12 protein-coding genes are annotated in these 14,811 nt (G+C 42.9%); 2 read left to right on the top strand and 10 right to left on the bottom strand.

Annotated features, from left to right (window positions below; all coding sequences use genetic code 11):
• Positions 1-19 precede the first annotated feature (19 nt).
• The 3 genes from FTU40_RS08475 to FTU40_RS08465 form a co-directional block, all read right to left on the bottom strand.
• Positions 20-1,801, bottom strand: coding sequence for an acyl-CoA dehydrogenase C-terminal domain-containing protein (locus FTU40_RS08475; RefSeq protein ID WP_005172597.1), 1,782 nt, complete (start codon positions 1,799-1,801; stop codon positions 20-22).
• 168 nt (positions 1,802-1,969) lie between these two features.
• Complete coding sequence (locus FTU40_RS08470) at positions 1,970-3,772, bottom strand: acyl-CoA dehydrogenase C-terminal domain-containing protein (protein WP_005172595.1); 1,803 nt, start codon at positions 3,770-3,772, stop codon at positions 1,970-1,972.
• 303 nt (positions 3,773-4,075) lie between these two features.
• Entirely contained in the window at positions 4,076-4,687 is a 612-nt protein-coding gene (locus FTU40_RS08465) for a hypothetical protein (protein ID WP_180040512.1), read from the bottom strand.
• Between the two features lie 135 nt (positions 4,688-4,822).
• On the opposite strand from FTU40_RS08465, the gene baeS reads away from it, so the two are divergent.
• Together baeS and FTU40_RS08455 are read left to right on the top strand one after the other, a co-directional pair.
• Entirely contained in the window at positions 4,823-6,475 is a 1,653-nt protein-coding gene (gene baeS, locus FTU40_RS08460; protein ID WP_074384056.1) for a sensor histidine kinase efflux regulator BaeS, read from the top strand.
• Positions 6,476-6,488: 13 nt separating this feature from the next.
• Positions 6,489-7,175, top strand: a complete 687-nt coding sequence (locus tag FTU40_RS08455) for a response regulator (protein WP_004278304.1) — start codon at positions 6,489-6,491, stop codon at positions 7,173-7,175.
• Positions 7,176-7,410: 235 nt separating this feature from the next.
• On the opposite strand, the gene FTU40_RS08450 is transcribed toward FTU40_RS08455, so the two are convergent.
• The 7 genes from FTU40_RS08450 to FTU40_RS08420 form a co-directional block, all read right to left on the bottom strand.
• Entirely contained in the window at positions 7,411-7,965 is a 555-nt protein-coding gene (locus FTU40_RS08450; protein ID WP_180040510.1) for a GNAT family N-acetyltransferase, read from the bottom strand.
• Between the two features lie 164 nt (positions 7,966-8,129).
• Positions 8,130-9,614 (bottom strand): DKNYY domain-containing protein, encoded by a 1,485-nt coding sequence (locus FTU40_RS08445; protein WP_064102304.1) that lies wholly within the window; start codon positions 9,612-9,614, stop codon positions 8,130-8,132.
• Between the two features lie 48 nt (positions 9,615-9,662).
• On the bottom strand, positions 9,663-10,034 hold the full coding sequence (locus FTU40_RS08440) for an MmcQ/YjbR family DNA-binding protein (RefSeq protein ID WP_064102305.1): 372 nt from the start codon (positions 10,032-10,034) through the stop codon (positions 9,663-9,665).
• A 73-nt stretch (positions 10,035-10,107) separates the two neighbouring features.
• A complete protein-coding gene (locus FTU40_RS08435; RefSeq protein WP_180040508.1) occupies positions 10,108-11,553 on the bottom strand; it encodes a YdiU family protein in 1,446 nt (481 codons plus the stop codon).
• Between the two features lie 134 nt (positions 11,554-11,687).
• Positions 11,688-12,851 carry an acyl-CoA desaturase gene (locus tag FTU40_RS08430; protein ID WP_005095770.1) on the bottom strand — a complete coding sequence of 388 codons (1,164 nt, stop codon included), beginning with the start codon at positions 12,849-12,851 and terminating at the stop codon, positions 11,688-11,690.
• A 440-nt stretch (positions 12,852-13,291) separates the two neighbouring features.
• A complete protein-coding gene (locus FTU40_RS08425; RefSeq protein WP_005095772.1) occupies positions 13,292-14,005 on the bottom strand; it encodes a glycerophosphodiester phosphodiesterase in 714 nt (237 codons plus the stop codon).
• Between the two features lie 142 nt (positions 14,006-14,147).
• Complete coding sequence (locus FTU40_RS08420) at positions 14,148-14,732, bottom strand: cob(I)yrinic acid a,c-diamide adenosyltransferase (protein ID WP_005172582.1); 585 nt, start codon at positions 14,730-14,732, stop codon at positions 14,148-14,150.
• Positions 14,733-14,811: the final 79 nt, after the last annotated feature.

Genomic DNA, 14,811 nt, shown 5'->3' with positions numbered 1-14,811 from the left:
TGATTATGGCTGTTTCAGCTTAAGCTTGAGTCGTGAAGTAATCTTCAGAGAAGTTCATGATCAGGTCAGAACCTGATTTTACTTTGGTGATGCGTAGAGCCAGCTCAGGCAGAATGCGTTGCACAAAATAATTCGCCAAAGCCAGTTTGTTTTGATAGAACTCGCCCTCTTTATTTTTCGCAGCATTGGCAATACGCGCGAACATATACGAGAAGCTGAGCAGACCGACAGCGTGCAGATAGTCGACCGCGGTCGAGTTCGGGAAATCATGACTTTCTCTTGCTGCTTCCAGAATAAACTGAGTCACCGATTCGACTTCAGTCGCTGCATCCAAAGTGGCATCTTTAATGAAGTTTAGGTCTGCATCCAGACTGTTGGCAAAGTCACGGATTTCAGAGATATATTCAGAGATATATTCACCGCCACATTTAATGGTTTTACGACCGATTAAATCTTGTGACTGTACGCCGTTGGTGCCTTCATAGATCTGGGAAATACGCAGGTCACGGATACATTGCTCCACACCCCATTCACGGATATAGCCATGACCACCAAACACCATTTGCGCATCTAATGTTGCCTGGAAGGCAGTATCGGTTAAATAGGCTTTTGCGATTGGCGTGAGTAGTGCCACGCGGTCATTGGCTTTTTTCACGGCTTCTGGATCGGTAGAGAACTTGGTAATGTCCAGTTGCTGACCGACATAGACTGCAAAGGCACGAGACGCTTCATTGTTGGCACGTACATTCAGCAGCATACGGCGTACATCACCATGCACCAGAATACTGTCCGCCGGTTTGTTTGGCGATTGAACGCCAGCCGCACTGCGACCCTGTAAACGATCGGTCGCGTATTGTGCAGCATTTTGATAAGCAAATTCAGAAGCACCTAAGCCCTGAATTCCCATGGACAGGCGTTCGTAGTTCATCATCACGAACATCGCAGCCAGACCTTCGTTTTCTTTACCCACCAGATAACCTTTAGCGCCATCAAAATTCATGACACAGGTCGCAGAAGCTTTAATGCCCATTTTGTGTTCGATAGAACCTGGCCCTACAGGATTGCGTTCGCCAACAGAACCATCTTCATTGACCAGGAATTTCGGTACGATGAACAGGGAAATACCACGTGAACCCGCAGGTGCATCTGGTGTTTTGGCCAGAACTAAATGAATGATGTTTTCCGCCAGGTCGTGGTCACCACCAGTGATGAAAATCTTGGTGCCGGTGATGCTATAGCTACCATCCTCATTGCGTTCAGCTTTAGTCTTGATAATCCCCAGATCAGTACCGGCATGTGGTTCAGTTAAGCACATGGTGCCCGACCATTCACCCGAATAAATTTTAGGTAAATAGGTTTGTTTTTGCGCTTGTGAAGCATAGCTGTTTAAGGCCATACCTGCACCGACAGACAGCAGCGGATACAGCATGAAAGACGGGTTGGTGGCAAACAGCATTTCATCAGAAAGTACCGTTAGCATTTTCGGCATTTCCTGGCCGCCCCATTCGGTATCTGCGCCCAACCCGATCCAGCCGCCTTCGGCATATTGTTTAAAGGCTTCTTTAAAGCCAGCAGGGGTAGTCACATTGCCATTTTCATATTTTGCGCCTTCTTCATCACCGCTACGGTTGAGTGGCAGGGTCACGTTTTGCGCAAATTTCGCCATTTCTTCCAGAATAGCTTCTGCTGTTGCAGCATCGAGGTGCGCTAAATTTTCATTGGCTTGCCAGAATTGTTCTGCATTAAAGACATCGTTGAGGATGAATTTCATATCGGCAAGTGGCGCGTTATAAATTGGCATGGTGTGTCACCTGTTTATTGTTTGATTAAATAAGTTTTAATCAGTCTAAAACACTCAAAATCTGAATGTTAGACGACTAAAGGTTAATTCTGTAACTCGTTATAAAGAAAAAGGACTGTCTGTTCATTGACCGTCCTTTTTCTGTGATGCGATTAGTCTGATTCTAACTTAGAATGCGAAATGTTCTGCATCCAGGTTCATCAATGGCTCTACACCTGTTGCGATCACGTCAACATGTGAACGAACGCGTGGCAGGATTTTCTTGAAGTAGAAGCGTGCAGTGGTCACTTTGGCATTGTAGAAGTCAACTTCAGTGGTGCCAGCAGCCAGTTGCTCTTGAGCAACCAGTGCCATACGTGCCCATAGGTAAGCCAGGGTGACATAACCAGAGAAGTACAGGTAATCGACCGCAGCTGCACCGACTTCTTCAGGGTTTTGCATCGCACGCATACCAATTTGCATGGTCAGGTCGCCCCATTCCTTGTTCAAGGCAGCCAATGGCTCAACGAATTCTTTCATTGCAGCATTGTCTTTGTGCGCTTCAGCAAATTTGTGGATCATCTTGGTGAAGTCTTTCAACATCGCACCTTGAGTACCCAACACTTTACGACCTAACAAGTCCAGCGCCTGAATTTCAGTGGTACCTTCGTACAAACAGGCAATACGTGTATCACGTACGATTTGCTCCATGCCATGCTCAGAAATGAAGCCATGACCACCGAAGACCTGCACACCGTGTTTCGCAGCTTCAGAACCGGTTTCAGTCAGGAATGCTTTTGCGATTGGGGTAAGTAGAGACAAGATATTGTCTGCAAATTTACGATCGGCTTCTTCTACAGCATGTTCAACCACGTCCGCATATTGCGCCAATAGGTAAACCAGTGCGCGACCTGCTTCAGCATATGCTTTTTGGGTTAGCAGCATGTTACGTACAGCTGGATGCACAATGATTGGATCTGCTTCTTTTTCCGGGCTCTTAGGGCCAGACAGTGAACGCATCGCCAGACGGTCTTTTGCGTAGGCAAGTGCACCCTGGAAAGAACCTTCAGACGCTGCCAGACCTTGTACTGCCGTACCGATACGTGCGGTGTTCATGAAGGTGAACATGCAGTTCAGACCACGGTTTTCAGGGCCAATCAGGAAGCCTTTCGCGTTATCGAAGTTGATCACACAGGTTGCGTTACCGTGGATCCCCATTTTATGTTCGATTGAACCACAACGTACGCCATTGCGATCGGCAATAGAGCCATCGGCATTCAGGTTGAACTTCGGTACGATGAATAATGAAATACCTTTGGTGCCTTTCGGTGCGCCCGGTAAACGTGCCAGTACGATATGGATGATGTTTTCAGCCATGTCGTGTTCACCCGCAGAGATGAAGATTTTCTCGCCAGAAATGGCGTAGCTGCCATCTGCTTGTGGCTCGGCTTTGGTACGGATAATACCCAGGTCAGAACCTGCATGCGATTCGGTCAGGCACATGGTACCCGTCCACTCACCTGAAACCAGTTTAGGCAGGTAAGCATCTTTTTGTTCAGCTGAACCGTGGTGTTCTAAAGTACGAACCGCACCGTGAGACAGGCCAGGGTACATGCCCCATGCCCAGTTCGCAGTACCGACCATTTCAGAGATGGTAATCCCTAAAGAGTTCGGTAAGCCTTGACCGCCATACTGTTCTTCAGCAGAAAGTGAAGGGAAGCCCAGCTCGATGTATTTTTGATACGCTTCTTTAAAGCCTGTTGGTGTAGTCACCACGCCGTCATTCCAGGTACAACCTTCACGGTCGCCCGCCTGGTTAATCGGAGAAAGTTCATTTTCACAGAAATCAGCCGCAGCTTCTAAGTACTGATCTACCAGTTCACGGCTTACGTTTTCTTGGAATGCAGGGAGATTTGCATAGTGTTGTTCAGCATTTAATAATTCATGCAACACAAATTGCATATCACGTAAAGGCGCTTTGTATTGTGGCATATCGGTTTCCTCAATACTGGTTTAACCAGCGTTATAATCTTAGATGAACTAAAAACGTATCTTCACTGACACGGTTTGGAATGATTCTAATCCTGCAACATCTTCCCCTGCGGTACAAGCTTTTCAGGGGGATTTCTTGGTGACTGTAAAGTCAAAGATTAATATGCATGACGTATTAAACATATTGAGTATAAAGGCTTTAGTCATATTTTGTATGATACGAATAGTCAACTATCCAGGGTAAATAGCACGCAATAAAAAAGCACCCGAAGGTGCTTGTCGTGAATCATTGATTCCTATGCATTAATAGGCAGATGTTTTGGGCTGGAAACGAACATGACATTGACCATTCACTGTTTGTTCACCTGCTTTGATCTGTGCAGCAGTACCATCTTTCTTGCCTTGACAGGCTTGCAGCATCGCTTGTTGTTGTGCCTGACGCTGAGCCAGACGTTGATCAAACTGTTTGGTCAATTCTGCACGTTTTGCATCAGTTAATGCTTCACCGCGCATCATGCCGCCACGGACATCGGCACGCATTGGACGATGTTCACCTTTCATGCCGCGGTGTTCACCGCGCTGGCCTTGCATGTTTTTACGATCGGCTTTAAAAACGATAGTGCAGCTGCCATCAATGGTTTTATCACCGGCCTTGATTTGAACCGCTGAACCTACGGCTTTATTGTCACAGGCCTGTTGCAGCTGTTTGGCAAATTGCAGACGTTCCGCACGCTTTTCCTTAAACTGCTCGCGCTGTTCAGGCGAAAGATGATGCTGTTTTTTACCCTCATGATGATGTTTCATCATTTGGCGATGCTCATTGTTCGGTACATTACTGGTAGATTGACAGGCAGTCAAAGCACCCATAGAAAGAACACTGGCACTGATTAAGGCTATTTTTGTCATGGCTTGCATTGTATTTATTCCCGTCAAGAACCTGATTTTATGTCAGGTAAAGATTAAACGATAAAGATGAAGAAACAATGAAGAGTTTTTTGATGCCATGTTCGCTACAATAATGAATATAGAAGAAAAATTGAGATTTCTGTTTTGAACATTCGCCGTATTCCGATTGCATTACGTCTATTTTTGACCGTACTGTTGACCACGCTGGTTATTACCACAGTGAGTCTGGGTGTACTGCATCTGAATATGCAGCGTAATTTCGCCCGCTATGTGGCTGATGTCGAAATGCAGAAACTGGATTATGTGATTAAAAATCTGGCGGATGTCTATGCGGTGTATCAGGACTGGGGCAATGCGATTCAGGCCCAGATTCTACAAATGGAAGGGGAAGCTGCGCCAGATGATTATGACCGTTTATCACGCTGGTGGCTGCGCCGTCAGTATGATATTGCCTTGCAGCAGCGCTATTTTCAGGAACAGACCCTGGTTCAAGTCGCACCCAGTATGGTCGATCCGGCTTTGCCACCGCGTCAGGTCAATGAAGAAGAGTTACGCCTCCTGGCTTCCAATCTACCCTCGCAGTTTCAGCCCTTTGAAGGCCTAAAATTTCCGCTGAGTTCCAATCAGAATCTGTTTAGAACTGACCGTAAGAATGGCGAACAAGCAGCACAGCAGCCGACCGGCAAGAAGCAGTTTATCCAGATGCCGGACCGTCTTGGTCTCAGTTCACGTCTTTCATTGTATGATGCAAAACGGCGTTTTGTGGTCGGTGAGGCTTCAGATGAGCAGATTTCCTATCGTCCGATTATGGTGAATAATCAGATTGTTGGCTATCTGGGCTTAAAGCCGGTTCTGGATCAGGATGATGCCTTAAGTATTAATTTTTTTAGTAATCAAAAGCGTTATTTATTTTTGGTCTATGCGCTCAGTATTTTGGCCAGTCTGATTGCCTCCTTGTTATTGGCGACTTATTTCAAGAAACCAATTCAACGTTTGCTGAATGGTACGCGTGCTCTGACCCAAGGCAATTATCAGTATCAGGTCAAAGTCAACCGCAATGATGAATTGGGTGATTTGTCCAATGAATTAAATGCCTTGGCTGTGATTCTGGATCAGCATGAAACCTCACGCCGTCAATGGGTGGCAGATACTTCACATGAATTGAAAACGCCACTGGCGGTATTGCAGGCACAGATTGAAGCGATGCAGGATGGGATTCGTAAACCCACCCCTGAACATTTTGCTTCCATGCTGGCGCAGGTCACCAGCCTGAAAAAACTGACACAGGATCTGGCCGCATTGGCACAGGCCGATGCGCAGCAATTGCAATTTTACTTCTCGACGGTGAATCCGTGGGAGGTGGTACAGCAGGAACTGATCAACTTCCAGCCAAACTTTGAACAGGCCAAATTGACGGTCACTGCAGAAGGCGAAGATACTGAGTTAAATCTGGATCTGGACCGCTTTAAACAGATTGTGGCCAACTTGCTCAGTAATAGTATTCGCTATACTGAAGCGGGCGGGCAGGTGCATATTCATAGCATGCAGGATGAGAAAGAATGGAGCTTATATGTCGATGACAGCCCATTTGGTTTGAGCGATGAGCAACTGGCGCGGATTGGCGAGCGTTTCTATCGTGTCGATGATTCGCGTACCCGGGCGACTGGCGGAACTGGGCTTGGTTTGGCATTATCATGTAAAATTACGCAGGCGCTGGGTGGCAGCTTAAGCTTTGCGCATTCACCACTCGGTGGTTTACGCTGCAAACTGAGTTTTCCTAAACAAATGAAACCCTAAAGGAAATATATTGATGAAACATGTCATGCTGGTTGAAGATGAAATCGAACTTGCACAATTGGTGCGAGACTATCTGGAAGCTGCTGGTTTTGAGGTCAGTATGTTTCATGATGGGCAGGAAGCATATAACAGTTTTACCCAGCGTAAACCGAGTCTGATGATTTTGGACTTGATGGTGCCGCGTATGGACGGTCTGACCATTTGCCGTAAAGTGCGTGAACAGTCAGATTTGCCGATTATTATGGTGACCGCGCGTACCGAAGAAATTGACCGTGTGTTGGGACTGAATATGGGCGCAGATGATTATCTGTGTAAACCATTTAGTCCAAAAGAGTTGGTTGCACGGGTACAGGCAGTCTTACGTCGTCTGGACCGTAAATCAGAACCGGAAAGTAATGATCTGTTCCGTATGGATAAATCCCAACAGCGTATCTGGTATCAACAAAAGGCCTTGAATCTGACCCCGACTGAATTCCGTTTACTGGAATTATTCCTGGAACATGTCGGGCAGGTCTATTCACGTGCGCAATTGCTGGATCATATCAATCCAGACAGTTTTGATGTCGCGGATCGCGTGATTGACAGTCATATCAAAAACCTGCGCCGCAAGATTTCCGATGCAGCTGAAACCGGTAACCGTCATGAGTGGATTCAGGCGGTGTATGGGGTCGGTTACCGTTTTGAATATCCTGAAGACTGATTTTTAGTCCGGCTTAAGAAAAGCGAATGGGTGAGTACTTATTCGCTTTTTTTTATAAAGCATTATTCTTTTGATTTTATGAAAAGAACAGGACACTTGTATAATGCCTCCTGGATCATTTTTAAAGGGTTCTGAAACCTAGGGTTTTTGATGGTTAAGAATTTATTCTGATCTAAATTATTTATTACTTTTTTAGATTCTGATTGAGTGCGAAAAACTTTAAGCTATCAATATTTTAATTTATTTCAATATAATAATGAAGGCAGTCTCTAGTATCCTCACCCATTAAAGGAAATCTTGCCCAATTTTTTAAAATGTCTGTTTGGGTGAAACCTGATTTCATCAGGGCGTTTTTTGATCTGCTATGTTCTGCATCACAAAAAGTCTCAATTCTTTCAAGAGTGCTATTATTTTTTAAATAGGTAATTACAGCTTTTAGTGACTCTTGCATGAACCCTTGTCCTTGAAATTTTTTTCCTAGTCCAAAGTGGGTTTCCCCACAATTCTCTTTATTAAAAAACAATACAATTCCCAGAGCCAAATCAGTTTTCTGGTCGCTGACAATCCAGGCAAAATTTTCATCTGGGTCTTCCCAGTTGACCCCACACCAATTTTCCAACATGTTTTTTGTCTGACTTATATTTTTATGTGGCATTCTCTGGAGGTATTTGCTCGCTTCCCAGTCTCCGAAATATTCAGTAAAGAGAGAATTTTCATCCCCAGTCTGAAATTTACGTAAATTTAGACGATCAGTTTTTATAGGCGAAGCTAATACTTTGCGAGTTTTCATAGTTATTTAATTTAAAATTCTAGCTTTAGTTTAAAAATATATGATCAGTTTATTCAAGTACAGCTTAAATGTTCCTAAGTAATTTAATTTTTCAGTTGATAAAAGTTCATCGTTAAATAGTCATGCCTTACATCAATACACATTCGGTTGGGGGTCAAATGACATTAGGACAAAATATTTTTAAAGCAAAAACGTTGAACATCCTTAATTTTACTGAATTTTTTACCTTTTACTGGCTTGAATATGTCCTTGTTTTTTAACAATTCTTCTGCCTGAGGGTAGCTCAGTTGATTTTTACGTAATTGATCAATTGTAGTGCTCTGCCTCACCTCAAACACAGATTCAGTCCAGCTTCCATATTCTGGAAGGTAAAAAATTCGATTTCTATATATCCAAAAACTCCCTTTGAGCGAAATCCCTTTATATAAGGGATGCTGAATGAACACATCTTCCTCTTTTTTCCATTGAGAGAAGGGCATATTGTTTAGCATTCTAATTTCTGAAGTTGTTGAGCATAATTCAGAAAAAAACATGAATAAAGTGCTTGAGAAGGTTTGATATTTTCTAAAAAAATAAATGTGCTTACCATTACTGAATACACTTGGGGATAATCTGTGAAGGTCTGAGATAAAGGGATTTTTGTTGAGGACTTCAAGTTGAAGCTTTTGAGTATTAAAAAAAGCGATTTGATCCTCAGAAGTAAAAATTGGGAAAAAGGTATGATTGTCATCTTTTTTAATTATCTTTAGATTTGGATAATCAATTTTATGTGATTGATAAAAATAGCGATCGCTTAGTGGGTCATATAAGTAAATTTCGAAGTCAAATGGAATGGATTTTAAAGCGTCATTGTAATTTAAATCTAAAATTTCATGTTTATAAAAAACATTTTTTTGATCTGTGATATAGCTGTTTTCTTGCCAGATTTTTTCATGGGGTTGAAAGGAGGTTAAATATCTTAAGTGATATGGATCTGTTGATTTTAACTGTTGTCCTTCAACATAAGTCGATTCACCATTCGTCACGATATTTTTAATTATTAGCTTATAGTTTTGCTTACCATTTTTTAACTGATATAGAGGGTAGTGGTATCCTGATTTTGCAATTTTTCTCCCCAATAACATCGAATCTATTTTTTCAGATAAAGTAGGATCGATCGAATCTGAACTTGCCCTAAAATTCCAATCACAAAAATAAGTATTTTGATGATCAGTCAGATAGCCCCCTCCCAGATAAATTAAACGAGAAGGGCTTAGATTAGGAATTTTTTGAAATCCACAATACACATTGTTCTTATCTAGGGCTATATTTTTTCTTCGATTTTGATCTTGATCAAAAGAATCTTTCCAATGGAAATGTTGAGCCAATGTTTTAAATGAGTTTACATCCGCTTCTGGAATGGGAACGCCATATCGAGCAAGTGGAATGGGGAAAAAGTAATAAATTTGATTATTAAATTTTTGAAAATGAGACGATTCATTTTTAACAAGAGCGACCCCTGTACGGTTAAAATAATCTGTGATGAGTCCTGGAGGGGAGAATTGCGCTAAGCGTTCCTCCTTGCTTAAAGTGGGTTTGGTGAATTGAGGAAATAGATAGATTAAGACTAGTATGGTTAAAGCAATCCCTATCATTTTTATATTTGACATGCATCCTCACATGAGCAATGAAATTTTATTCTTGAAGTATTAGGTTATTTAATTTTTAGTATTTAATAGAGAAATTCTCTGTCTTTCAACTTTCTTCAATTTTGCCACAACCAACTCATAAGAATTCAGCACCAAATCTTTAATCAAAGATTCATCCAGATCTTCCTCCTCGTAAACTGAAATCCAATGCTGTTTATTCATATGCCAGCCAGTACGAATATATGGATAAATATCCCGCAGCATTGCACCGTGCTCAGGCTCGACTTTTAAATTAATGGCAGCTTTACTTTGTAAATGAAAAGTCAGCATAAAGACTTTATCCATGACTTTATAAACATCACAGCCCTTGCCAAAAGGCTGGGTGACTGTTACTTCAGGAAGTTTTAAAGCAGTTTGGGCAGTAAGAGTGTGTAAGGTCATAAGCTGTGAATAAATAAAAAAACTGTGGATAGTGTTTAAATTATCCACAGTTTTTATTTTAGATGTGAATAAATTAAGAAGAACAGCTGACCATTACTTCTGGCACATCACTTGGCAATGGTGCTAAATCTTCAGCATGTTCAAGATCTGGCTGTTTCAGATAAGGCTGGCTGAGCAATTTAAACAAACGATCGACTTCGGAAAAATCATCACGCTCTGCCCGTTCAATGGCTTTCTGTGCCATGTGATTGCGCAGAATATAATGCGGATTGGCTTGCTTCATGGCGGCATCCAGTTCTTCAATATCCTGATGTGCACGAATAGTTTCATATTGTGTCAGGAAAGCTTCAAACTGACGGCGATCCAGACAATCATCTTTAATAGCGTCATAGTCTTTATTTTGCAGGCGGATAAAACTCTGGGTGTAATCCAGTTGCTCACTTTGCAAGATTCGTAAAAATGCCATCGCACAGTCAAAACTGTCTTTATGGAAACCTGGTAAACCCATTTTCTGGTTTAAACCGTGTTTGTAATGTTCCAAGAATGTCGGCTCATAATGTTCCAGACAGCCGGCCAGATCCTGTTTCCATTGTTCTTTGTCATAATCCGCAGGGCAGAGGGGAACCAGATTGTTTAACCATTGCCACAAGTTCCAGTGCCCGATACTTGGTTGTTGCTGATAGGTATAACGCCCTTGATAATCCGAGTGGTTATTGATCCAGTTCGGACGGAAGCGCTCCATAAAGCCATAAGGACCAAAGTCCAAAGTTGAACCGGTAATATTCAGGTTGTCAGTATTCATCACGCCATGTGCAAAACCAACCAATTGCCATTTGGCAATCATGATGGCAGTGCGCTGAATAACTTTGGTGGCAAAGCTCAGAATCGGCTGTTCGGCTTGCAGGCATTCCGGATAATGCCATTCAATACATTTCTGGGTAAATTCAGCCAGCAGATCCGGCTGATATTGATTGATCCATTCAAAATGCCCGAAACGAATATGACAGTCTGAGGTACGTAACATCATTGCACCGGGTTCGAGCTTTTCGCGTTGAATGCCTTGCGTTGAGGAAGTAAAGCCAACCGCATTGCTCGACGCTACACCCAAAGAATTTAAAGCATGACCCGCCAGATATTCACGAATCACCGAACGCAGTACTGCACGCCCATCACCCATACGCGAATAGGGCGTTGCACCCGCACCTTTTAAATGCAGGTCAATAGTCTGACCTTCCTGATCAAGGATCTGTGCAATTAACAGGCCGCGACCATCTCCCAATTGTCCAGCCCATTGACCAAACTGATGACCTGCGTAGACCATGGCCAAGGGTTGAAACTCAGCAAAGACTTTCTGACCACTACACATCTCGACCCATTGCGCTTTGTCTTCATCTGACCATTGCAGTTGTTCTGCCAAAGCTACGTTAAAATGCCCGGCTTTTGCGCCTTTCAACGGTAGCGGAACTTGATGGTGGTAAAGGGCAGCAGGAAGGGTTTGATAACGAGAGTTAAAATACATGGCACTCAGTACAGGCTTGGAATACCTTGACTATAACAAAGTTGCCTGTAGAAAACTGTTGTATAAACGAGAGTTCAAGTTATCTTTCAGACATAAAAAAAGCCCCGATTGGGGCTTTTTTGTGAGCAGTTTTATTAAGATACTGCTGATTTTTTCAAATTACGAACCAGTAAATTCAAGGTTGCCCGGTGATGGGATAAACGCTGTTCAACCAGCTGGAATTCAACTTTCAGTTTGTCATCCATCTGGTGAATTTTTTCTGCCATAGAAGCCTTTTTCACCTGAATTTCTTGCTCTTTCAGTTTGGCCCAGTCATTTAAAGTTTGGGTAAAGGCATCATATTCCTGAGCAATCTTGGTTTTCACAGTAATGATGTCTTCAGAAACATCATGACCATAGACCGCAAGATCCTGTTCAGCATATTTAAACTTCATCGCCAGTTCCGCTTTTTTGATATTAAAGCTAGGAATACGACGTAAGTTTTTGGCTAAACCCAGTTTAGAGCAGGTCCAGATCAACCATTTGGTTGGATCGTATTGCCACCATTTCACGCCATTACGGTAATCGTACTGGAAAATGTGGTGGTAATTATGATAACCCTCACCCCAGGTGGCAATCGCAAGTACGAAGTTGTCACGTGCAGTGTTCTCGTCGGTATAAGGACGATTACCCCACATGTGACACAGCGAGTTGATGAAGAAAGTCACATGATGGCTCAGGATTAAACGCACTAATCCACCCAGCAGCAAGACTCCCCAGACATCGCCGACTGCCCAGCCAATTGGAAGCAAAATAGCAGCATGAACGGCAATCACTAATGGAATATAGTATTTGTCCTGAAACATGACGACTTTGTCTTTTAACAGATCTGGCGCATTTTTATAATTGGCCACACCTGATGGATAATCACGTAACATCCAGCCGATATGTGCATACCAGAAACCTTTGTTGATCGAGTACGGATCTTGATCCACATCATCGACATGACGATGATGAGTACGGTGACCAGATGCCCAGAACAAGATACTATTCTGTACAGCAAATGTACCCATAATCATTAAGATGATTTTTAATGGTAGAGTGGCTTCATAAGCACGATGTGCCCACAGGCGATGGTATCCTGCTGTAATGCCAAGGCTGCTTACGCCCAGTAAAACAAACATGCTGATCCAAGCGGCGGCGCTAAAATCATGGTGATACGCATATAACGGAATTGCAATCAGGGCGACAATGGGTAATAACACCAATGCAAACACCGCAATCCAGTTAATGGGGGCTTTGGGTAAGGGAGCATTCATCTCCAACAGCACTCCTAGAACCTCGGAAGGTTTAACAAAAAGCAGAAACCACTGTTGATTTTAACAGCAGCCTATCTTGTTTATATTAGCATGTGGCCTATAGCATCACTAGCATTATTGTACGGTTGTATTGTACTTGTCAGTAACAGGATAAGTAGGGCAAAAACGACCATTTTGCCAGTCTAGACGGGGCTTGATTTCCGACTAAGTGACTGAGGATTATCGGTCTTTTAGACTATTTAATTGGGCTAATATTAAGCGATTTAACTGTTCATCATTTCTACAATATTGCCAGAAAATTTGCAGAATATATCTCATAGAAAATTAATTTAACATTCAAGTCGAATCAATCTAAAAGTCAGACACGCTTTAATAGCTTGACATGAAATCGAGCTGTCTTAAATAAAACGATTTGAACTGATCAATAATCAGGCTGTTTTTTAGAGTTGCTGCAGCATCAGTTTTGGGTAATCGGTAATCAGCCCTTGAATTCCCCAATCACGCAGCTCTTTGGCTCGGCTCACATCATTGACCGTCCAGACACTGATATTCAATTCAGCAGCCTGGGTGGCCTGAATCAGGTCTTTGCTGGCCAGCTCATTCATCCAGCCAATATGACAGCAATCCAGTTCTAGCGCCTGATCAATCGCTTGATATTTTAGGTCGGTTTCGATGAGTAAACCGCGTTTTAGCCGGGAATTTTGCTGTTTGAAGGCTTGCAGGACTTTGGCATCAAAACTGGTAATGATGGCCGCCTGCTCATAGCCTTGCAGTTGCTGTGCAACGCCCAGTGCAATTTTCTCAGCCGCAGCTTCGGAATCGACACTTTTGATTTCGACTTCAATATGCTCAAAGTCTCGAATGACATTTAAGGTCTGATTTAAAAGGGGAGTGGCTTCGACTTTATTCCAGTCTGACCAGGTCACAGCATGATTATAGTGTGCAAGATCTTGACGATTGCATTCATATAAATGCTTTTGCAAACCTGTGGTTCGCACAAAATCATCATCATGCATGATGATTAAGGCATTGTCTTTGAGCTGACGCACATCAAACTCAACGGCGCGAATACCGATGTCTTGAATATATTGAAAACCGCCTAGGGTATTTTCAGGGGCTTCGCCACGTGCACCACGATGACCAATTATGCGCATAGACTGCCCATAAATTGAGAAGTTGATTTCATTGTATGCGTGCTATGTGACAAAAAGATGATAAGGCTTATTGTCGTCAGATGCACTGTAAAATCAAGATACATCTGACGCGTATTTTTAGATTTAGAATCAAGAAATAATTCTAGTTTTCGATGCTGTCATTGATATTTTTTTGCCACAGCACTTCTGAACCGCCCTCGCTGCGTTGCAAGGTGCGCGATGCTACAAATAGCCAGTCTGATAAACGGTTCAGCAGTTGTAGCGACGCTGCCTGAATATTCTGGTCGCGAGAGTGGACTGACATCACGCTACGTTCTGCCCGGCGGCAGACTGCGCGCGCCTGATGGGCAAAGCTGCAGACTAAAGTGCCAGCAGGCAGAATAAAGTCTTTGAGCATTGGCAAAGCTTCATTCATTCGGTCGATATCATTTTCTAGAAAATCAATCGACACAGGTTGTACCAGATTAAAACCCGGAATACACACTTCACCACCGAGATCAAATAACCAGTGTTGAATCAGGCTTAAAGATTTGTCCCAAGTGGCTTTATCTTCAATCGTGCTTGCTGAAATCTGTGCACGTAGTACACCAATCACGGCATTGAGTTCGTCCACATCACCGAGTGCATCAATACGTAAATCATCTTTGGCGACGCGTGAACCATCACCCAGACCTGTGGTGCCTGAATCGCCTGTGCGGGTGTAAATTTTACTTAAACGGTGACCCATGTGAGTTCCTTCATTTTTAATATGCTAAATATAAAAAGAATCATGCCATAGGCATGACATGATGCTCAAAAGTATTTAT

This window comes from Acinetobacter sp. YH12100, from assembly GCF_013419135.1.
Taxonomy (GTDB): domain Bacteria; phylum Pseudomonadota; class Gammaproteobacteria; order Pseudomonadales; family Moraxellaceae; genus Acinetobacter; species Acinetobacter pseudolwoffii.
This window is presented reverse-complemented; position numbering and strand designations above follow the sequence as displayed.

Excerpts from the sequence above, each read along its gene's own strand:
- FTU40_RS08425 (WP_005095772.1), bottom strand. The coding sequence starts at position 14,005 with ATGCGCATAATTGGTCATCGTGGTGCACGTGGCGAAGCCCCTGAAAAT.
- FTU40_RS08440 (WP_064102305.1), bottom strand. The coding sequence starts at position 10,034 with ATGACCTTACACACTCTTACTGCCCAAACTGCTTTAAAACTTCCTGAA.
- FTU40_RS08475 (WP_005172597.1), bottom strand. The coding sequence starts at position 1,801 with ATGCCAATTTATAACGCGCCACTTGCCGATATGAAATTCATCCTCAAC.
- FTU40_RS08445 (WP_064102304.1), bottom strand. The coding sequence starts at position 9,614 with ATGTCAAATATAAAAATGATAGGGATTGCTTTAACCATACTAGTCTTA.
- FTU40_RS08470 (WP_005172595.1), bottom strand. The coding sequence starts at position 3,772 with ATGCCACAATACAAAGCGCCTTTACGTGATATGCAATTTGTGTTGCAT.
- FTU40_RS08435 (WP_180040508.1), bottom strand. The coding sequence starts at position 11,553 with ATGTATTTTAACTCTCGTTATCAAACCCTTCCTGCTGCCCTTTACCAC.
- FTU40_RS08450 (WP_180040510.1), bottom strand. The coding sequence starts at position 7,965 with ATGAAAACTCGCAAAGTATTAGCTTCGCCTATAAAAACTGATCGTCTA.
- FTU40_RS08430 (WP_005095770.1), bottom strand. The coding sequence starts at position 12,851 with ATGAATGCTCCCTTACCCAAAGCCCCCATTAACTGGATTGCGGTGTTT.
- FTU40_RS08455 (WP_004278304.1), top strand. The coding sequence starts at position 6,489 with ATGAAACATGTCATGCTGGTTGAAGATGAAATCGAACTTGCACAATTG.
- FTU40_RS08465 (WP_180040512.1), bottom strand. The coding sequence starts at position 4,687 with ATGCAAGCCATGACAAAAATAGCCTTAATCAGTGCCAGTGTTCTTTCT.
- FTU40_RS08420 (WP_005172582.1), bottom strand. The coding sequence starts at position 14,732 with ATGGGTCACCGTTTAAGTAAAATTTACACCCGCACAGGCGATTCAGGC.